The organism is Halogranum amylolyticum (assembly GCF_900110465.1).
GTDB classification, from domain to species: Archaea; Halobacteriota; Halobacteria; order Halobacteriales; family Haloferacaceae; genus Halogranum; species Halogranum amylolyticum.
Genome location: NZ_FODV01000010.1, coordinates 112,796 through 133,135, shown reverse-complemented (window position 1 = coordinate 133,135; position 20,340 = coordinate 112,796). Strand labels below are relative to the sequence as shown.

The following is a 20,340-nucleotide window of genomic DNA, read 5'->3' as shown; positions in this document are numbered from 1 at the left end:
CTACACTTACCAGCAGGGTTGCTCTGCAATAACAAGTGTACACAGAAAGAAATTGCGGAGGTTGCGCAGGTAACCGTAGTAATCATCCTATATCGGTATCAAGAGCAGGCCGAAGCGATGGCCATTCCTTGAGCTGTGGGTGGGAGAGATAAAAATATAAAAAAGAAGACATTAAGACTACTAATGAGGAATTCTCAGACACCACTCACACCTCATAAAGAAGATTCCTTTGAGCATCTTCGGGAGATTGTCGATGGAATGGATAATGGCTGCCCGCGTGCAACCACAACCGAAGTGGTTGGTTACTTATCCATCTGTGCTCCCCGACTGCGACGAGTCAGAGGGAAGGTCCTCTCGGTCGAAAAGTGCCTGTTCGACTGAGAGTGCTCCAGGGCCACTCACAACAAGCGCCAACGCGATCAGGCTTAACGTGAGCGTCGATTCAATACCATCGCTTGCGACCGGGTACCCATTAGGAAGATGGTACAGTATTGTCGCAACGAGCATATTGATGGCGATCACCACGCTTGCGATTCGAACAAACAAGCCGACCAGCAACAAGATGCCACCGACCAGTTCGAGGAGACCCACACCCCATGCCGCAATCGTAGGGAGCGGAACACCAAGGCTCGCCAAGAAGCCTGCGAATCCCGAGATGCCCATCGCTTTCGACCCGATTGCGAAGACTTTACCGACGCCTGAGATTACCATCGGAATCCCAAGAGCGAGTCGAACGAATACTGGACTCCACTGCGCAGCCGTCTCGGACAGCAGTTGACGTGACATGGTCTGCGACATTATTCCTCCAGCTCCGGCTGACCATTGTTCATCTGGACGATTTGGCGTGTCACGTACGGGCCCATGTTACCGGTAGCACCGGTCACGAGCACCGTCGAGTGTTGTAGTTCCATTACAATACCTAGTTTGCTCCCAAACTCATATATCGCTCAGGCAATAATTGTGTAACCAAGTAATGGCAACCCAACCACCAACGGCCGATACTGACGAGGACAGCGAGGTTAAACAGCGAAATGCGCACGAAATTTGCTAACTAACTCTCCGCAAATAGTACTGATGTGAGAGTAGAATAGACGACTGGTCAAACAGCTGGCTGAATATTATCTAATCTACTATAACGCTCGGGTAGAGTAAAATTTTGATATTATATAACCTATCCACGACAGATACCCAGTACTCAATGAAAAAATAATTATATCAATAAATTAATTTATCTATACTAAGGGACAGAGACATCTTTTATCAGCGATGGCAACGAGAGATTCGCCAGTTCTGGTTCTGTCTGAGCGGGTATCTTATTAATTGTCTTAGGTTCTTCTGTCATGACGGTTCCGTTGTGATCACCAAATTGTCGGTAGACAGAAACAATTAGATATGTTGTGTCAGTTGTATAATTAATCGTATGTCATTTTCAGCTCAATCTCATTTGATCCCGTTAAGACTAATTCGATTAGCTTCTCACGGTATTTCTCGTTCTGAACGCGCATGACTGGCGCAGAAATCGCTACTGCGCCGATTACCTGGCCATCTATGACGACTGGTGCTGCTACTGCTGAAGTACCCTTCGCTGCCTCATTATGATTTACCGCATACCGCTGTTCTCGAATTTCCGAAAGTTCTGCTTGAAGCTCTTCAATTGTTGTGATGGACTCTGGCGTCATTTGTGGAAGCCCGTGCTGCTCAACCACTTCCTCAACGTGTTCCTGTGATGAGAAGGCTAGTATCACTTTCCCCGTTGCGAGACAGTGCATATACTCATGCTTTCCAATCCGCTCGTGTGTTTCGATGGAGTCCTCACCTAGTTCTTGTGCTAGATATACTGCCTTTCCGTTCTCTTCAACGACCAACCACACTGCAGCGCCACTCTCCTCAGCAAGCCCTTTTAGCGTCTGCCTTGACTTCGAGTATATCGAAATAGATTCGCGAGCTGCGGTTCCGTGATCGAGAAACTGAAGAGAGAGTTTGTATTTGCCGCTTTCTCGCGAGAGATAGCCAAGGTGGACTAGCGTTGAGAGATAGTCGTGTAAGGTACTTTCAGCCATCTCCGTTTCCTTTGAGATCTCGGTAAACGTCGCTTGCTGTAGATCTTGTATCACGTTGATTAACTCAAACACCCTAACCGCCGTTTTGATGTGCCGCTTCGGCGTGCCTGTGTCACCCATAGACTGATTTATGAGGATTATCGCTATAAGAGTTGTGTTACAGAGTGCCACGGTCTCGGACTGAAGGTTGACGTTTAGCCTCCGTTACAAAACTATGTTTGTAACATGATGGGTCAAAAGCTGACTCCTGCCAATTAGACCGCATACAGTTCGATAATCTCGAAATACTTTGAGTGCCAGCGTCTGGTCGATGGAGGGTGCGTTTCTATCTCCGCGTCTCTTCTAGGCACCGAACAATCCTTTTCGAGGATATCGAAGCTGAGTAGCTATGCGATGCAATTGAACGACTCAGCAAGTGAAGAGAAGGGAGAACAACAGCTCCGACGCCGTCAATCGTCTACTTTACGATTAGATTCGGACGAACACGTCATCTTCCGCTACTTCAACGTCGAATGTACCGATACACTTCCCGGAGACTTCGTGTTCACCTGACTCGATGTCCAACTCCCAGAGGTGCCACGGGCAGCTCACAGTGATCTCCTCTTCGTTGACACCGCCGCGTGACTTTGTCCATGTATGCTCTGCGTTGATTTTCTCTTCACCGGCCTTGTACAACGGCGCTCCCTGATGTGGACAGCGATTCGACAACGCGTGGAACTCACCGTTCACGTTGAACACAGCGACTTCGATGCCGTTGAGATCGACCGCAATTCCTCGTCCGCGGGGGATGTCCTCGACCGATGCAACCTTGGTGTATTCGTCTTCGATGTTGGGGTCTACGCTCATGATGATTAGATGTGGAGAATCTCCTCGGCATTTTCGTGCAGGATAGCACCGCGGAGCTCTTCGTCGAACGCGCGCGACGTGTAGAACCACGTCGGTGGATCCAAGGTCTGATGCGGCCAGTCACTTGAGTAAAGGAACATGTCTTCAGCCATGCTCAAATCCAGAAGATTCCTCGCTTGACCGGATCCACGCGGAAGAGCGAGTGGCTGCGTCGTCAGATAGATGTTGTCACGCAGGTACTCGCTAGGACGGCGTTCAAGGTACTCATCACCGGTTTCGTGTTTTCGAGGAGTGATCTTCACATCGTCGGGATGCATCTCGTAGAACTCATCCATCCGGTAGCGGAGGAATGGAACCCACCAGTGTCCGCCCTCTTGGAGCACGACGTTCAGCTCAGGATACCGGTCGAACACACCCCGCATGATCATGTTGACAACGTTCACCATTGCGTGGATAGGCCAATCGAAGCCGAGGACTTCAGTCCACGTCAACATCTCATCACCGATGTAGGAGTGCTGCGGCCAGTACGCGAGTGACCCGTGCAGAAGAAGCGGGAGGTCATGTTCGACCAGCGCTTCGAATATCGGATCGAACTGCTCGCTCCCCCACGGTGTTTTCGGACCGAACCACGAGTAGGCGGCGACGATATTGTTCTCCGAGGCGACGCGTTCAATCTCCTCGACAGCGTATGCGGGATCCCACTTCGGGACGAGCATCGACGTGTAGAGACCTTCGTCGGCGAAGTTGTCGAGCATGTAGTCGTTCGCTGCCTGCACGACTCCGTTTTTGAGGACAGGATGGTGTTGAAGTGGTAGGTTGTTGATCCCTGCGTTGACGATGGGGTCATCGATAGCGAACTTCGCGCAGGCTTCACGGACATCCTCGGCGTACTCCGCTCGCCCTTGTGTGAATAGCCCCTCATTGCCCTCTTTGATTCCGTACGCAGCGTCCCACTTCCCCATGATGGGCGTCGGGCCGAACTCCGTCGTCAGTTTGTCTTTGACGAGATCGTCTTCCACGTACGACAGCAGGTCGTCTTCCAACGGATTGACGTGGAAGTCGAGATCGATGATTCTATCATCGAATGCTTGCTCGGGTACCTCCGCTTGCGCATCTAGTCGGCTAATAGGCGAACCCATAGTAAACAGTGTGATACTCTCACATAAATAATTTACTTTGGAGTTGAGACAGTTCTCTGATTCCAGAATGAAGACGGAACACTGTGGGGAGAATAGTGTTCGCCTTCGAGATTGTGTTTTCAATCCGGAGAAACACATAAGTGTGTATTCGTTCGTTATTGAGTTGAGCCAATGACTGACAGCTTCCGTGTTGGGCTGATAGTGCCCAGCTCGAACGTTACGATGGAGACGGAGATTCCCGCGATGTTGAATTCCCGCCCCGATCACTTTGGCGAGCAGTTCACCTTCCACTCCAGTCGGATGCGTATGCAGAACGTCACGCAGGAGGAACTCGAGCAGATGGACGACCAATCCGAGCAGAGTGCGACCCTCCTGTCAGACGCGCACTGCGATGTCTTGGCGTACGCGTGTCTCATCGGGATCATGGCGCAAGGAGCAGGTTATCACGAGGAAAGTGAGTCGACGCTCCACCGGCGAACTGTCGAGAACGACGCCGAGGCACCGGTCGTGACGAGTGCCGGAGCGCTCGTCCGAGCGATGGAGCGTTTAGAGGCTGAAAAAGTCACTCTGATTGCGCCGTACGTCGAGGAACTCACACAGACAGTGATTGACTACTTCGAGGCCAGTGGTGTCGACGTCGTCGACTACGAGACCCTCGAATGTCCTGACAACCTCGAAGTCGCACGACTCGACCAGCGCAACCTCATCGACATCGCCGATGGCCTCGAGACCAATGATTCGGACGCGTTGATTCTCTCCTCGTGTGTCCAGATGCCATCGCTGGCTTCAATTCAGGCCGCAGAGGACAGATTCGGGCTTCCGGTCTTCTCTGCAGCCACAGCGACCACGTACGAGATTCTTCATGAACTCGGTCTCAGTACCCAAGTCTCCGGAGCTGGGCGCCTCCTCGACGGAAAAATCAACTGAGAGGCGAAGTTTCGTCGGTGGCGAAGTCTGCTATCAAGATAAGTTATCATTATTATCTCAGTAAGTTTTATGTGGGATTGTTACAATCTACGAGATAATGTTTGGTAGCCAGGCTTGGGAGAGTGAAGAGCACATTTCAGACGCTTCGGCGACAGCCGAGGAGAAATCGATTTCCGAGGTTGAGTTCGGTCACTACGGGTGGAGACCGACGCTTCGATTCCTTGTTGCGTTTCTGACCGGAGGATTCGTCTTTCTGTTCCCTGTCCAGTGGGAAGGTCAAATGACGATACCGCTTGACATCATCATGACGCTCATCCAGAACGCATCAATCGTCGCCGTCGAACTGTTTGCGCTGGGTATCATCGTCGCGGGGGGCGTGCTAACGACTGCTGCCGACATTCACTACCGCGGGGGGCCGACGTTCAGTCAACGAACGGTAGACGTGCTCGGCTTGGAGTACTGGCGCACGGCGACGGTATTCGTGCTGTTCAGACTCGCCGCCATCTTCTTCGCGTTTGCAATTCTGCTCGACATCGGACCGGAGTGGATGCTGTCGGACTCGATTACCAACATCGCCTGGGGTGCACTCGTGATCACGGTTGCGCTCGTGATTCCCATCGGTGCGGTCTTCGTCAACCTACTCGCGGAACTCGGCGGGCTCCAGTTCATCGGAACACTGGCACAGCCAATCATGCGACCGGTATTCAATCTCCCCGGTCGGTCAGCGCTCGACAGCGCCGCATCGTGGCTCGGGTCGTTCAGTATTGGGTACTATCTCACTCGGAACGTCTTCGACCGGGGTGGGTACAACAAGCGTGAAGTGTTCGTCATTTGTACCTGTTTCGCGACCGCGAACTTGGGAACCGTCGGCGCGGTCGCAGCGATTCTCGGCTTGCTTCACATCTTTCCGGTCATCATTCTCCTCTATACTGTTGCGACGCTCATCGTTGCGGCCATCCTCGTCCGCATTCCTCCCCTCTCGACGGTACCCAACGAGTACATCGCAGAACCCGACCCGGAACCACGATTCACCGGAACGGTCGGCGACTACCTGCGGTTCGCGTTCAACGAAGGTGTTACTGCGGCAGCGGAGGGTGACTCCATACCGCGTGCGTCACTCACCGGCTTTGTCGACGGCTTGAAGCTGGCCGGGACAGTAGTCGGATCCGTGTTGACGATGTCGATGGTCGTCCTCCTTCTGGAAGCCTATACGCCAGTCTTCGAGTACGTCGCCCAACCGTTCGTGCCGCTATTGTCTATGTTCGGCATTCCGGAGCCGCAGCTGGCCGCTATTGGTATCATCCTCGGCGGAGCAGAGTTCTTCATCGGCAGCACGTTCGTCGTTGAGTCGAGCGTGACCACCCAAGTGTTCGTTCTCGTCGTCACGAGTGCGCAGGCGATCTTCTTCTCTGCACCCGCGCCGATGATGGTTGATATGTTCGACGATGTACCGATGCGGTTCCGTGACCTCTTTCTGCTCTTGATTATGCGCACTGCGCTCCTCGTCCCAATCGCTGCAGTCCTGACGCATGCAGCCGCCGCAGTCGGACTGCTTTAGGCCCGACTGGTCAGCTCTCGACATTCGAAATATTTGAACCGCCGTTGAAAGACTACCACACCTGCGAAACGTCCGCGTCCTCAATTGGTCGTTGTCTCGAACAAGACGGCTCGCTCCGACTTCAGGAGCACGTCCTGTGAAACGCTCCCGAAGAGAGCCTTCTTCGTCGGTGACCGTTTTCGGCCAGCCAGACTGATTATGTCGGCGTCGATTCGCTCAGCTTCGTCGAGGATACCCCTCACCACGTCGCCGCTCGACTGTCGGACCTCGACCTCGAACCCTGCGTCTTCGAGTTTTTCGATAGCTGTACTGACCGACCTGAGGTTCCTTGCGTCGGCTCCCTCGCCGTCTGCTCTGAAGACGTGGTAGATAATGAGTCGTGTGTCTTCTCTCATGAGTGGGAGCGTGGTTACCGACTCGACTTGCTCTTTCGCTCGTTCGACATCTGTATCGATTGCCAGTAGTATCGTCGTCATAGCTTTGTCTGCACGGAGTTAGTTCCGAACGGTCGGTTCACGATTTTCACGCTCTGCCTCCGTGCGGATATACCCACGATATCCAGCGACATAGAACTTCGTCCCGTCACTCCGAAAAGGGGTACAATCTGGAAATTAACCCCTTTTTGACGAAGATGGGTACGCGAATCAGAGATGGTGGATGCACGGTAGTTCGTGCCACCGAGGCACCTCTCGTTGTGCCCCTCAGTAGGGGTTGTACCCAGTCAAAAAAGGGCTGCTCGGTGTTGCGTTACTGGCCGCCTTTCTGGACGTTCACATCAGCGAAGGATAGGTCTCGCTGCGTGACGTCAACCGTCATCGAGCCGATGGACTCGATTTCGGCATCGACAGTGTCACCGTTGTTGAGTTCACTGACACCTTCGGGCGTACCCGTAGTGACGATGTCGCCGGCTTCGATGGTTGCACCGATGCTCGCGTACTGGACAATGTCCGCACACGTGTAGACCATATCGCCAGTATTCTCGTACTGCCGCCGCTCGCCATTGAGCTGTAGTTCCATCTGCAGGTCCTGTGGGTCCTCGATCTCGTCTGCAGTGACGACGCATGGACCAACGACGGTGAACGTGTCGTAGGATTTCCGGTTCGACCGGTCCTGGTCACCGCGGACCGAGATATCCAACAGAATGGTGTAGCCGAAGATATTGTCCCACGCCTCGTCGGCGTCGACGTCTTTCGTATCTTCCCCCATCACGAACGCAAGTTCGATTTCGTGATCGACGCGACGGTCGACGAAGGGGAGTTCGATACCGTGGTCAGGACCGACGACGCTCGACGGTGCCTTCAGGAAGTAGCCCTTGTCCTTGATCGAGAACCACTCGTCCGTGGTGATGTCCTTGTCGGCAATCGCTTCTTCGATGTGGTTCTCGTAGTTGAGCGGCGCGGCGATGACTTTGCCGGGGCGCTTGACTGGCGAGCCGAGTTCGACCTCGCTTCGGTCGTAGTCTGGGTCGGCGTCGGTGTAATCAGACGCGTCGTAGTCGCCGTTGATGTATTCGACGAGTGGGTCCTCTGACTCGATGCCGAGACGATTTGTAAGGTCAATGACGCCGCCGTTATCAGTCAGCAACCCCAGGTGTCCCTGGTTGAATCTGACGAATCGCATGGTAGTGTTTACATCGAGTGCCTATATAAATCATGCCATTCATGAAAATATGGACTGGCTCCGAGGTGATAGTATCGACAGCACTCGTGGCGAGAACGAGTTAGTTGTCGAGTCGAATTCTTCTAAGCGCTACGTTGGGAGGCAGTGGTCAAGCAGTTCGACCGGCGTCGGCGGTTCCTCACGATCTAGGTCGGTTCCAGTCAGCGAACTCTTAGCAGTAACGGCGTCAATACGCTCGTCTCCCAGTTGGGTTCGACAGGACGTCCCCGGTGCCGTAACGGCAGTCGCGTCACTCGTCTCTATCTGCTCGAACAGAATTTCACCGATTGATTTGCTCAATGCGTAGTGCTCGGCTTCGTATCCGAAACTTCCAGCCATCCCGCAGCACCCCGAGTCCAGCGGGTCGACGTTGTACCCGGCGCGTCTGAGGACGCCGACCGCGTGGTGATCTTTCTTCACTGCCTTCTGATGGCAGTGGCCGTGGTATGCAACCGACTCCGTTACCGGTGCCCAGTCGACGTTCTCGTCGAGTCGGAATATGTCGATGTATTCGCAGACTCCATACGTGTTCGCCGCGACAGACTCGACAGCCTTCCCAGAGAGTAGGTCGAGGGCGTCGGACTGGAACATCACGGCGTCGGACGGTTCAGCGAGGACGACGTCCCATCCATCTCGGACGTGTGGATAGAGCTCATCGACGTTGCTTTTAATCGCGTCACGCGACTTTTCAACGAATCCCTTCGAAAGTGCCGGTCTCCCGCTGTCGGTACGCTCGGCCAGTCGGACGTGGACGTCTGCTGCCTCGAGTACACGAACTGTGGCTTTACCGACTTCAGTGTGGCTGTAGTTGGTGTAACTATCCACGAAGAAGATTGCCATCCGTTCGGCATCAGACTCCGAGACATGCGATCCACCACGGGCCTCGAACCAGTCTTGCACTGTCTCGCTGCGGAACGACGGGAGTGTCTGTTCGCGTGCGATGCCGAGTGTCTTTTCCGCGATCGCTCTCGCACCGGGTATCGACTGCGCGAGGTTCGAAATCGGTGCGAGTGCACTGCCGACCGGCGCCAGCGTATCGAAGTTCGCGAAGAGTTTGTCACGCAGGGACGCACCGTGTTCTTGGTGACGTGCGTGCATGACCTCGGTCTTCAGCTTCGCCATGTCGACCTCACTCGGGCAGTCGCGGGCACAGCCCTTACAGCCGATACAGAGATCGAGTACTTCTTCGGCGAACTCGTCGTCCGTCGGGTCGTCGGGAAGATCACCACTCATTGCCTGCCGAAGCAGGTTCGCGCGGCCTCGCGTCGTCGTAATCTCTTCGTCGGCAGCGCGGTACGTCGGACACATCACCCCGCCGGACGTCTGTTGGCTCCCACGACAGCCACCACAGCCGTGACAGAGTTCGACCATCCCCTGCATCCCGTTTTCGTTCTCCCAGTCGAGCGACGGTTCGAATCCGGCGTCGTATTCGTACTCGTCGTCGTACCGGAGGTTCTCGGTCATGTCGTGGTCGCCGCAGACGTTCCCCGGATTGAGTATCCAGTCCGGGTCGAACGCGGTCTTCAGGTTGCGGAACGTATTCCAGACGTCCTCGCCGTACAGTTTCCGATTCCACTGGGTTCGGGCGCGACCGTCGCCGTGTTCGCCCGAGACTGACCCGCCGAACTCGACGACCATATCGGTCACTGCGTCGGCGATGTCGACCATATCCCGGTGGTCGGCCGCGGCTTTCGTGTTCACCAGCGGGCGAACGTGTAGGACACCGGGACCGGCATGTGCGTAGAACGCTGCGTCGACGTCGCGGTTCTTCTCCGTGAGCAGCGACTGAAAGCGTTCGACGAACTCGGGAAGATGTTCGGGCGGAATCGCACAGTCCTCGATGAAACTGATGTGTTTCTCGTCGGACGTCCGCGAGAGAAGGATCGGAAGCCCGGCCTTCCGCAGTTTCCAGAACTGCTCACGGTCGGCCTCGCTGTGGGCCTCCAACCCGGCAAACGAGTACGTCTGTTCGATATTGGGGAACTCGGACGGTGATGTCGCACGAGCGTCGACGTCGGGAACGCGGTCGGTAAGCAACCCGGCGGTCTGTGCGCGCCCGTGAGTATCGTCTTCGGCGTAGAACTCGACGAGTAGTCCCGCCTGTGCATCCTCCGGGACGAGTGCGGCAATCTCTTCGAATTCAGCTGTGTCGCGGGCCAACCCGATGAGGACGTCGTCGATAAGCTCGACCGCCGCAGGGTCGTGTTTGAGGACGTGCTGTACGTCGGTCACGGCGTCGAGCACGCTGTCGTAGAAGAGTAACGACACCGCCTTCGTCTCCGGCACCGGCTCCAGCGACACTTCGGCTTCGGTGATAACTGCCAGCGTCCCTTCGCTCCCGGCGAGGAGACGCGCGAGGTTGACGGTCCCCGTTTCAGCCTCTTCGACGAGCACATCGAGGTTGTACCCAGAGACGTTCCGTTTCAGGTCGGGGAACCGCTCTTCGATTTCGTCAGTCTCGTTGTCGAGGATGTGAGCGACTTCGGCATACACGCGCTGCAGAACCGTTCCGTCCGGGTCGGCCTGTTCTCGGAGTTCGTCGAGGTCGGTCTCACCCAGCGTCACGACCGTCCCGTCTGCTAAGACGGCCTCACACTCCTTGACGTACGCGTCGGTCTTCCCATATTTGAGCGAGTGCGCACCGGTCGAGTTGTTGCCGATGGCACCGCCGATCACGCTTCGATCACCCGCCGCCGGGTCTGGCGCGAACTTCAGCCCGTGAGAGGCGAGTTGGCGGTTGAGTTCCCCGAGTACGACGCCGGATTGGACCTGCGCACGCCGAGCGTCGACGTCGACCGAGACGACAGCATCCATATGTCGAGTAAAGTCGAGAACGACAGCTTCGTTGACGGCCTGCCCGGCGAGACTGGTGCCGGCGCCGCGTGGAAGCACCGGAATCTCACGCTCGGCACAGTAAGAGACGACCGCGGCAACGTCGTCGGTCGACGTCGGGAATACGACACCGATCGGTGTCGCCTCGTAGGCGCTAGCATCAGTCGCATACAACTGGCGCGTGTAGGTGTCGAACCGCACATCCCCGTCGACCCGCGTGCGGAGCTCTGAAACGAGTCTCGGGTGCTCGATTGCGTCCGACGTGTGGTCGTAGTTCGTTCTTTCGTCGGCATCGTCGATCGACGTACTGCGTTGGACTGGTTGGTTACTCATGTTCGAGTGATGCGTCAAATACGTCCGAAGAGTCGAACAGTTCGCCACAGTCTTCGCACACCATCCTGTTTTGAATCGCGTACTCCCAGAGCTTTCCGCCACAGCTCAGACAGTCGAAATGTGCTCGGACCAATGGGTTCGCCTGTGCGTAGGGATTCTCGAACTCTGCCATACAAACCACTCGTGGCGCGTAGTACATAAGCCTACCACCTGCCGTAATTCGACGGACAAAATGCTTCGAGGCAATAATTTGTAGTGGCTCTCCTGTCCTCCCCAGACGACCCACCGACGAAAGTCGTTACGAGGGCGTCGCTTCGGCGTAGAGATTGAACGCCTCGAACACCGGTCGGTCGGTCATCCCGAGGAGGATCGCCTCGTCGTCTGGTTCGTGATGGTGCGTCGCATCCGGCGGGACGACGAAGATGTCCCATTGACTCCACTCGAGGGCTTCGTCGCCGACGTGGGTTGCACCGTCGCCTTCGATGACGAAGTACACCTCTGTCGCGTTGTGGAAGTGCGGATCTGTCGGCCCATCGTTCAGCAGTTGCGCTCGGAACGACATCGTCGGAAACAGCGGTGGCTTCCCAGACGCCGGGTTGACGTAGGAGAGACTGTAGCCGTTGTTGGGGTCCGGTTCATCGTTTTCGGCGCGCTGATGCAGCGTTTCGAGCATCTCGTCCCACCCGAAGCGGTACGGCGGTGTCGCCTCGCGGATCCCCTCAAACGGACCCGGAATCGAGCTGTCTTTCGATGCGTCGTCTGGTCGCCCACGACCGTACTGGGAATCCCAATAGCCCTGTGTCTTGGTAACGGGTTGCTGTTCGAGTTCGTGGTACTCGAAGACGTTCCGCGCGTTCAGGGAGTCGAGGACAAGCGGGAGATCGAGTACGTCGAGCCAGGCGGCTGTCTCGTCTGAATCGTTGACGTGATCGTGCCACTCCCACTGTGGCGTTGTGATGAGGTCGTTGTTCTCCATCGGGAACTCTTCACCTGCCACCACTGTCTTCATATCTTCGTGCCCGTCGATGGTGAAGCGGAGGGCGTTCGCAGCGTGGCGGTGAGCAGGGGCGGTCTCGCCCGGTGATACTGTTTGGACGCCGACGTAAATCGAGTTCGAGATGGCGTTCGCCGTGTTGATCGGGACGGCGACTCGTCGCTGGAACCCCGGTGGCAGGTCGGCGATGGGGACGTCCTGTTCGATGTTGTCGATTGCAGTCTGGATGTCGTCCCACTTCCAGATATCCGCTTCGGGGTCGTCGAGGACAGTACCCATGTCGTCTTCGACCTCCCAGAGCGGACGCAGGTCGTGCTCCTCGAGGATGCTCCGTGTACCGGAACTCAGTTCTAGGAGTTCCTCTGGCTCTTGCTGTGCCATAGGAACCCATTGGTACAGTTTTGCAATAAGTCTATGGGGGTTCTATCTACGCTAGTAGACGAACCACCCGAACTCATCTCTCGACGTGGACTTCTCCGGTAAAATAAATGCGGTGGGACGTTACTACCGAGTTACGATGTCGAACGAATCGCGATGGCCCACGGACGAAATCGCTGCTTTCGACCCTGCGTGGCTATCGATTCCCGTCGGTATCCTTGCGGCAGGGGCCATTCTCCAGTTCGCTCCGATGGCGGCAGACGCGAAACTCATGCTCGCCATCACAGTGTTTTGTGTTGTGCTGTGGGTCAGGTCACCGGTAGAACCGTGGTTCACCGCGCTCGTCGGTATCGGATTAGTCGGTGTTCTATTCTCGTCGGAGTTGGCACTGACCGGATTCCGGTCGCCAGCAACGTGGCTCGTCGCCGTCGGCATCCTCGTTGGTGAAGCGTCCCGTCAAAGTGGACTGGCAGAATTGGTCGAGGAACTCGCTCGCAATCAGATGCCTGACCGTGCGATGTCCGATGCCGTGGCTGCGTACTGGTATCTGCTCGTCGTGTTCTGCTTCGCGAGCCTCGCGCTGGCCATCTTGATCCCCTCTTCACTCGTACGAGTACTCATTCTCGGACCAATACTGATTTCGGTCGGGGATCTCTTCACCGATCGTCGGGCAAAGATCGGGCTCTTCCTTGGCCCGCTGTTTGCGACGTTCTACGGTTCTTCGGGCGTCCTGACGGGGTCGCTTGCGAACATCATCGTAACCGGGTTAATCGAATCGACTGCCGGGCTCTCTCTCTCGTGGACTGCGTGGCTGCGCTGGCTCGGGCCCGTGATGGGCGTTGGGCGTGTTCTGGTCGTCATCGGTGTTACCTATCTGCTCTATCGCCCACGTGATAGGGATGCGCTCGTCGCTCCCGAGCGAACCAAGAGTGTGACCGTGACAGCCGAGCAGCTACGGATGTTCGGCTTTCTCCTCGTTGGGGTGGCCATCTGGGCGACTGACTTCCTCCACGGCTTACATCCGTTGTACGGTGCGCTCGTGGTCGTACTCTTAGCATTCGCCCCCCGGATTGGCGTCGTCGGTTCGGATGCTGTCGCCGAGGCTGATTTCTCGATCCTCTTCTTCTTCGGCGCGATTTTCGCCATCGCAGCGGGCCTTCAACAGACTGGGTTCACTCGCCTGGCCGCCGAAGCCCTCCTGTCGCAGTTACCGAGTGACGCGTCGCTACCAGTCGTACTCGGATTCGTCGTCGTCGTCTCACAGCTACTCACACTGGTGATGGAGGGACTTGCTGTCGCCAGTGTGCTCACGCCGATTCTCACGTCGTTCTCGAGCAATGCTGGTGTCCCACTAGTCCCTGTCGCAATGATGGAGGCCGTGGCGCTCAACACCTACTTCTTCCCGTATCAGTCGGCTGTGCTCGTCGCTATCCTCGGGATGGACGTCGTCGGTAGCGTCGAGCTGACGCGTATCTCGAGCACTATCGCCGTCGCGACGCTTCTGATCCTCGTCCCGATACAGATCGGCGTGTTCGTTCTCTTCTTCTGAATTGTCTCCCTTAACGACGCGATCTAGGTCTCAGGAGTGGTAGCCGGTATGCGATGCAAGATGTGACGCTCCATTCTATCGTGAATGAAAAGACCTCCAGATGACCTGAGAATGGCACTCGCTTCCTGCGACGGGAAGCAATTATAACTAATAATTCGAGTATACCGAACTAGCTACGAGCGAAAGACGATCTTTGTTCAGACGTTGTGAACATAAGACCTACTGGCGAGAGGTTAGTAGTCTATGGTTCAATCATTTCGGACGCAGTTCGGACCCATTTGGAAACGACATTTCTCCGATTTCGAGAGCTGTTACGACGATTGCTGTATTGAGCGGCGTCGATGTACCGTTGACTTTCTTCGAGTTTATCGAAATCATCGATCAGACTCGAACAGGGTTCTGCAAATAAGAACTGAGACATCCACCTGCCGCGTGTCGTAACCGTCAACCAGACGTTCGTTCTGATCGTCGGCCTCTCGCTCGACGAAGGTGGTTGAGGGACCTCGTTCTCCGTTATTCGACGATAGTCAGCCGCAGGACTCACCCCCTATGCCGTTTCTGAGTGCTTCCTGCAGAGGGGTGGGCTACAGTGCATCATGAGAAATTCGAGGCACTACTGTGTATTACAATAATAGTTTTGTAACGGCACGCGACCCACATTCTCGGTGTTTCTCTGTGTGAGTTACTCGTTGCCGCTACCGACCCGGTTTTAAGCGAAAAGTGGCGATATCACTGCCGCTTGGATCTATACTTCTGTTTTCCACTTTGGGAAATCGGACTACAGGTGGGAAGGGACAAGCAGGACTGATCGCACCACTACCTGACTGTCGTTGGATAGTTTGTCTGCGAATAATCTAGCAGTCTAACTGACTAACTCTGGACTTCTGATGCCAGAGATGACTCGATATCGTCGACTACCAATTGAAGTCGTTTTGCCATTTCTTCTTCATCAGGGAGCCGGTATGGAGGTCCGGATATATCTAAAGTTCCAAACAAACTTCCGTCGGGTCCGTTGATTGCGATTGCGACGGCTCGTAACCCTTCTAGCTCCTCTTGAGTGTTTACGGCATAGCCCTGTTCCCGAATAGTCTCAAGTTCAGAGAGCAGTTCATCTTTGTCGGTGATTGTGTTGTCTGTGTAGGCCGGGAGTTTGGTCTGTTCGACAAAATCGTTAATCCGTTTCTCCGAAAACTCTGCCAATGCTGCTTTGCCACAGGCGGAACTATGAATCCCAAAATATCGTCCAACCTGAAATCCCTCATCTGAAGGGGTAGCCGTTTCGTCGAATATAATCACCATCCGATTGTTCTCTTCTACCGCAAAACTGACTTCTTCACCCACTCGATTCGCTAAGTCCCAGGCCTTTTCTTTCACTAATTGGTATCGATCGTCTCGCCATCGGGCTTTTTCGCCGAGGTGGAATAGCTTCATTCCGAGTTTGTAGTCACCATCTTCACGAATGATGTATTCCATCTCCTCTAGGGTCTGTAGATGGGTATGTAAGGTACTGACTGGAATGTTGGTATGATTAGATATTTCTGACAACGATGCGCTCTCTAATTCCTGAATGGCTTCAATGGTAAGGAGCGACGTTTTAGATGTCTTCCGAGACTCTTTTCCCATACTGGAAAACACGATTGAGATACAATAAAGGTCACCCTTGAATGGTAGCTCACGAGTGTTTGAGGTTCCAACTGTCCCCACAGAAAAGTACTTATGATATCAGTCAAACACAGTACTTGTGTCCTTGCGCAAGCCGCCACTCTATCAGGCACATCTCGATGCTGGCGCCGAGTTCACCGACTTCGGTGGCTGGGAGATGCCTGTGAAGTACGATACAATTAGTACAGAACATGCTGCTGTGCGTGATTCAGTTGGAATCTTTGACGTAAGCCATATGAGCGAAGTCAAAGTGAGCGGTACTGACGCCACGGAGCTGATGAACCGTCTCACGAGTAACGATGTCAGAGACCTCGATAGAGGTGACGCACAGTACTCGTGCATCTTGAACGAAGACGGAATCATCATCGACGATACCGTCGTGTATAGCTACCCAGACGAGAACGCCTATCTATTCGTTCCGAATGCTGGGCATGGAGAGCAGATGGTCGACCGATGGTCGAAATATTCCCGTCAGTTAGGGCTTCAGGTCAGCGTCGAAAACAAAACCGAAGAGATGGGTTTGGTTGCCGTCCAAGGTCCAGATGCCATCGAGATCGTTGAAAACCGCTCACGCGATTCCATCACAGACCTCGGACGATTTTCGATGGCGCAGACCGCTATCGAAGGAGTGGAGTGTCTAATTGCGAGGACTGGTTATACGGGCGAAGACGGGGTCGAGATCTTCTTTGATACGACTGACTCCGAAGAGATGTGGAAGTCGTTCAGTGATGTTCCGGCCTGTGGGTTGGGGGCCCGTGATACGCTCCGACTCGAGGCAGGTCTCTTGCTCTCCGGTCAGGACTTTGACCCGAAATCTGAGCCTCGAACACCCTTGGAGGCAAAGCTCAGCTTCGTCGTTGATCTCTCGAAGCCGCGCTTTGTCGGCCAAGATGCCTTGAAAGCTCTCGAAGAGAACGGCGTCGAAGAGAAACTTGTCGGACTACACCTGAACGAGCGGGGAATCCCACGCAACGGATACGAAGTAACTGACGAAGGGGAGTCTATTGGGCATGTCACAAGCGGCACCATGAGTCCGACGTTGAACGAACCAATCGCCCTCGCGTACGTTGATTCCGACAAGGCAGACGAGAACCAGTCGGTCGAGGTACAAATACGGGGTCGTGCAGTACCGGCGACGATTGTCAATCACCGCTTCCTCAGTTCACTCACAAACGACAACGAATAATCCAACATGACATTCGAAATCCCAAACGACCGACGGTATGCAGAATCGCACGAATGGGCAAAGGAAACCGACTCTGGTGGTCTCGTCAGAATCGGAATCTCTGACTTTGCTCAGGACGAACTCGGAGATATTGTCTTTGTAGAACTCCCAGATGTAGGGGACGAACTCGACGAAGGCGATCAGTTCGGAGTTATCGAGAGTATCAAGGCAGTGTCAGATATTTATTCCCCTGTCTCTGGTACTGTTGAGAACCTCAATAGTGAGATTGCTGACAAGCCCGAGTTGATCAACGACGATCCTCACGGATCTGGGTGGCTACTGGAAATCAACCCAAAGTCGGGTATCGATCACCTGCTAACTGCTAGTGAATACGAAGACCAGATCTAACGATGCAAGACAGCTTGGAATCTCGTGATATACAGTCCACGCACAGCAGTTCAGATAACCACGAAAGCCCATTCACCCCCCACGACGAGGACGATATCAGTCGGATGCTAACTGCAATTGGGGTAACGGATATCGAAGAGCTCTTCGATATCCCGAGTTCCGTTCGTTTCGAGGGTGAGTTCGGAATCGAAGGGTTATCCGAACAAGCAGTGAAGCAACGACTCCAACGTATCCTCGGCAACAACGCAGATGTTACTGAATTCCTCGGTCGAGGTCATTACTCCCATTACGTCCCGTCAGTCGTCGATCATCTCTCTCTCCGATCTGAGTTCATCACCTCGTACACCCAGTATCAGCCGGAGGTTTCACAGGGGTTTCTACAGGTGTTGTTCGAGTTCCAATCTCTCGTCACAGAGTTGACCGGGATGGACGTGGCAAACTGTTCGATGTACGACGCTGCGACAGCCCTCGGTGAGGCCGCGACTCTTGCAGACAGAGTACGTGACGCAGACGGGTCAACAATCCTGGTTCCCGACTATCTTCGGTCCGAACGCCGTGACGTTCTCGAAAACTATACCGCTGGATCGGAGCTTTCGATTCGAGAGCTCCCGACTGAAGGTGGTATGGTCCGCCCTGGAACGCTTCGGTCGTATCTTGATGACGATACTCTCCTCGTATACGTCGAAAATCCCACATCCGAGGGAGTGATCGAAGAGCACCTGACGGAGATTGGGTCGATTCTAGACGGGGAAGATTCATTGCTGTGTATCGGATCCGACCTGGTCGCGCTGTCGCTCCTCCAAAGTCCTGGTCAGATCGGTGCTGACATCGTGGTCGGTAGCGCTGGAACTCTTGGGCTACCCTCTGTCTACGGAATGGGAATCGGTATCTTTGCTTGTCGTGACGATTTCCTTCGGCAGATGCCTGGTCGATTGGTCGGTGCTTCGAGAGACAGTGCAGGTGACCGAGCGTATACGCTGACTCTCCAGACACGTGAACAGCATATCCGACGAGAGCGAGCAACGAGTAATATCTGCAGCAATCAAGCTTGGGTTGCACTTCGGTCGGCAATCCACGCGACTTGTTTAGGGCCAGACGGACTCGCTTCACTGGCAGACGAGTGTACACGTTTACCAGCGCGGGTTGCCTCCGAACTCGATCAAATCGAGGGGATCTCTGCCCCCGTCAACGACGCGTACCACTTTAGAGAGTTCACGGCAGCAATCGAAGACGATGCGACTGACGTAGTATCGAATATGGTAGAAGAAGGGTTTGCGATCCACGAACTGGACGAAGAGACCGTACAGATCTGTGTGACTGAGACGAACGAGCATCGGACTGACGACCTCATCGAAGGCTTCCGCGAGGTGATGGAGTAATGCAACGACATCGACAGGCAAAGTGGGACGATGCAGAATCTGAAGGTCACGAACCGCTCTTGTCTGAAAAAGATCTGACCCGCTATGAGTTGCAGGACACGTATCTACCCGACGAGCTGACTCGCGAGAGTATCAAGTTGCCCTCCCTCTCAGAACCAGAGATCGCACGCCACTACACGCGGCTCTCACAGATGAACTACGGAGTCGACAGCGGTCCGTATCCACTCGGCTCCTGTACGATGAAATACAACCCGAAGTTCACCGAGGATATCGCTGCGCTTCCATCAGCCTCGGTTCACTTGGACCGTCCGTCCGAAACAGCCCAAGGGACACTACAAATCTACTACGAGCTACAAGAGTATCTCGGAGAGATCGGGGGCATGAGTGCAGTAACGCTCCAACCTCCTGCTGGAGCAGCCGGTGAGCTGACTGGCATCTTGGTCGCTAAAGCGTACCACGAATACAACGGCGAAGCAGCACAGCGAAACGAAATCATCGTTCCTTCTAGTGCTCACGGGACGAACTTTGCCAGCGCTGCGATGGCCGGGTACGACATCGTCGAGCTTCCGGCAGACGAGGATGGACGAGTCGATCTCGATGTCCTCTCTGCAGCAGTAGGCGAGTCGACGGCAGCATTGATGTTGACCAATCCGAACACACTCGGACTGTTCGAACGAGAGATCGAGGAGATCGCGGACCTGGTCCACGAGGCTGGAGGGCTCCTGTACTACGATGGTGCCAACCTGAACGCGCTTCTCGGTCGTGCTCGACCAGGTGACATGGGGTTCGACATCATGCACTACAACGTTCACAAAACGTTCGCCACACCCCACGGCGGCGGAGGTCCGGGGGCGGGACCGATCGGTGTTCGTGAAGGCCTTGACAAGTTTCTCCCGAACCCCCACGTGAGAAAGGAGGAGGGAGAGTATGTTCTCACAACCCCCGAGGAATCTATCGGAAAGGTCCACGGAGGAATGGGTAACTGGCTCGTTCTTCTCAAGACACACGCTTACATTTCTCGGCTCGGTGACTCAGGCTTGTCCGATACGAGCGCGAAAGCAGTCCTCAACGCGAACTATCTCGCCTCTCAGCTCGAGTTGGACGTCCCGTTCGAACCGTTCCACCACGAGTTCGTAGCAAGTGCCGGTGAGAAGGACGCTGCAGACTTTGCGAAGAAAATGTTAGATTATGGAGTACATCCTCCGACAACAAAGTGGCCCGACATCGTCGACGAAGCTCTGATGACAGAGCCTACAGAGGCCGAGAGTAAAACGACGTTGGACCGATTGGCAGAGGCCTTCAACGCGGTACTCGATCAGAGTGACGACGCAATCGAGGCAGCACCAAACGAAACCACTGCGAAACGCATAGATCAAACGCAAGCCGCACGAGATCCGGTCCTGTCCTGGCACCAGATCTCGGATTGATCTCCCGTTTCTGAACTTCTACTC

General features: G+C 54.9%; 17 protein-coding genes and 1 pseudogene. 8 read left to right on the top strand and 10 right to left on the bottom strand.

All coding sequences use genetic code 11. From position 1 onward, the window contains the following. Positions 1 to 12: 12 nt before the first annotated feature. Positions 13 to 132 (top strand): annotated as a pseudogene (locus tag BSG17_RS27870) (transcription initiation factor IIB); the annotation flags it as partial. 174 nt (positions 133 to 306) lie between these two features. Here BSG17_RS27870 and BSG17_RS16665 read toward each other — a convergent pair. The 4 genes from BSG17_RS16665 to BSG17_RS16650 form a co-directional block, all read right to left on the bottom strand. After that, positions 307 to 798 (bottom strand): DoxX family protein, encoded by a 492-nt coding sequence (locus tag BSG17_RS16665; RefSeq protein WP_089826107.1) that lies wholly within the window; start codon positions 796 to 798, stop codon positions 307 to 309. A 614-nt stretch (positions 799 to 1,412) separates the two neighbouring features. Continuing rightward, positions 1,413 to 2,180 carry an IclR family transcriptional regulator gene (locus BSG17_RS16660; RefSeq protein WP_089826140.1) on the bottom strand — a complete coding sequence of 256 codons (768 nt, stop codon included), beginning with the start codon at positions 2,178 to 2,180 and terminating at the stop codon, positions 1,413 to 1,415. 348 nt (positions 2,181 to 2,528) lie between these two features. Further along, a complete protein-coding gene (locus tag BSG17_RS16655; RefSeq protein ID WP_089826105.1) occupies positions 2,529 to 2,906 on the bottom strand; it encodes a Rieske (2Fe-2S) protein in 378 nt (125 codons plus the stop codon). Positions 2,907 to 2,911: 5 nt separating this feature from the next. Beyond that, the gene (locus BSG17_RS16650) at positions 2,912 to 3,949 is read right to left on the bottom strand and encodes an amidohydrolase family protein (protein ID WP_244531569.1); all 1,038 of its coding nucleotides are present in this window, start codon (positions 3,947 to 3,949) and stop codon (positions 2,912 to 2,914) included. 267 nt (positions 3,950 to 4,216) lie between these two features. Between BSG17_RS16650 and BSG17_RS16645 the strand changes: the two genes are divergently transcribed. Both BSG17_RS16645 and BSG17_RS16640 read left to right on the top strand, forming a co-directional pair. Next, a complete protein-coding gene (locus tag BSG17_RS16645; RefSeq protein ID WP_089826102.1) occupies positions 4,217 to 4,972 on the top strand; it encodes a maleate cis-trans isomerase family protein in 756 nt (251 codons plus the stop codon). A 97-nt stretch (positions 4,973 to 5,069) separates the two neighbouring features. Continuing rightward, positions 5,070 to 6,530: a YjiH family protein gene (locus BSG17_RS16640; RefSeq protein WP_089826100.1), complete on the top strand. Its 1,461-nt coding sequence runs from the start codon at positions 5,070 to 5,072 to the stop codon at positions 6,528 to 6,530. Between the two features lie 80 nt (positions 6,531 to 6,610). Here BSG17_RS16640 and BSG17_RS16635 read toward each other — a convergent pair whose 3' ends face one another. The 5 genes from BSG17_RS16635 to BSG17_RS16615 form a co-directional block, all read right to left on the bottom strand. After that, positions 6,611 to 7,006, bottom strand: coding sequence for a universal stress protein (locus BSG17_RS16635; RefSeq protein ID WP_089826098.1), 396 nt, complete (start codon positions 7,004 to 7,006; stop codon positions 6,611 to 6,613). Positions 7,007 to 7,277: 271 nt separating this feature from the next. After that, positions 7,278 to 8,150 (bottom strand): fumarylacetoacetate hydrolase family protein, encoded by an 873-nt coding sequence (locus tag BSG17_RS16630; RefSeq protein WP_089826096.1) that lies wholly within the window; start codon positions 8,148 to 8,150, stop codon positions 7,278 to 7,280. 129 nt (positions 8,151 to 8,279) lie between these two features. Continuing rightward, positions 8,280 to 11,354, bottom strand: coding sequence for an FAD-binding and (Fe-S)-binding domain-containing protein (locus tag BSG17_RS16625; RefSeq protein WP_089826094.1), 3,075 nt, complete (start codon positions 11,352 to 11,354; stop codon positions 8,280 to 8,282). Continuing rightward, positions 11,347 to 11,526: a hypothetical protein gene (locus BSG17_RS16620; RefSeq protein ID WP_089826138.1), complete on the bottom strand. Its 180-nt coding sequence runs from the start codon at positions 11,524 to 11,526 to the stop codon at positions 11,347 to 11,349. Before BSG17_RS16620 ends, BSG17_RS16625 begins: the two co-directional genes overlap by 8 nt. A 126-nt stretch (positions 11,527 to 11,652) precedes the next feature. Continuing rightward, positions 11,653 to 12,729 (bottom strand): cupin domain-containing protein, encoded by a 1,077-nt coding sequence (locus BSG17_RS16615; protein ID WP_089826092.1) that lies wholly within the window; start codon positions 12,727 to 12,729, stop codon positions 11,653 to 11,655. Positions 12,730 to 12,865: 136 nt separating this feature from the next. Between BSG17_RS16615 and BSG17_RS16610 the strand changes: the two genes are divergently transcribed. After that, the gene (locus BSG17_RS16610; protein ID WP_089826090.1) at positions 12,866 to 14,275 is read left to right on the top strand and encodes an SLC13 family permease; all 1,410 of its coding nucleotides are present in this window, start codon (positions 12,866 to 12,868) and stop codon (positions 14,273 to 14,275) included. An 870-nt stretch (positions 14,276 to 15,145) separates the two neighbouring features. On the opposite strand, the gene BSG17_RS16605 is transcribed toward BSG17_RS16610, so the two are convergent. After that, the gene (locus tag BSG17_RS16605; RefSeq protein WP_089826088.1) at positions 15,146 to 15,898 is read right to left on the bottom strand and encodes an IclR family transcriptional regulator; all 753 of its coding nucleotides are present in this window, start codon (positions 15,896 to 15,898) and stop codon (positions 15,146 to 15,148) included. 118 nt (positions 15,899 to 16,016) lie between these two features. On the opposite strand from BSG17_RS16605, the gene gcvT reads away from it, so the two are divergent. The 4 genes from gcvT to gcvPB are packed head-to-tail and all read left to right on the top strand — an operon-like array spanning position 16,017 to position 20,316. Then, complete coding sequence (gene gcvT / locus BSG17_RS16600) at positions 16,017 to 17,123, top strand: glycine cleavage system aminomethyltransferase GcvT (RefSeq protein WP_089826086.1); 1,107 nt, start codon at positions 16,017 to 16,019, stop codon at positions 17,121 to 17,123. Between the two features lie 6 nt (positions 17,124 to 17,129). Continuing rightward, a complete protein-coding gene (gcvH, locus tag BSG17_RS16595) occupies positions 17,130 to 17,510 on the top strand; it encodes a glycine cleavage system protein GcvH (protein WP_089826084.1) in 381 nt (126 codons plus the stop codon). Between the two features lie 2 nt (positions 17,511 to 17,512). Continuing rightward, positions 17,513 to 18,889 carry an aminomethyl-transferring glycine dehydrogenase subunit GcvPA gene (gcvPA, locus tag BSG17_RS16590; protein WP_089826082.1) on the top strand — a complete coding sequence of 459 codons (1,377 nt, stop codon included), beginning with the start codon at positions 17,513 to 17,515 and terminating at the stop codon, positions 18,887 to 18,889. Continuing rightward, entirely contained in the window at positions 18,889 to 20,316 is a 1,428-nt protein-coding gene (gene gcvPB, locus BSG17_RS16585; RefSeq protein WP_089826080.1) for an aminomethyl-transferring glycine dehydrogenase subunit GcvPB, read from the top strand. The genes gcvPA and gcvPB overlap by 1 nt, the downstream gene beginning before the upstream one ends. The last annotated feature ends 24 nt before the right edge of the window (positions 20,317 to 20,340 follow it).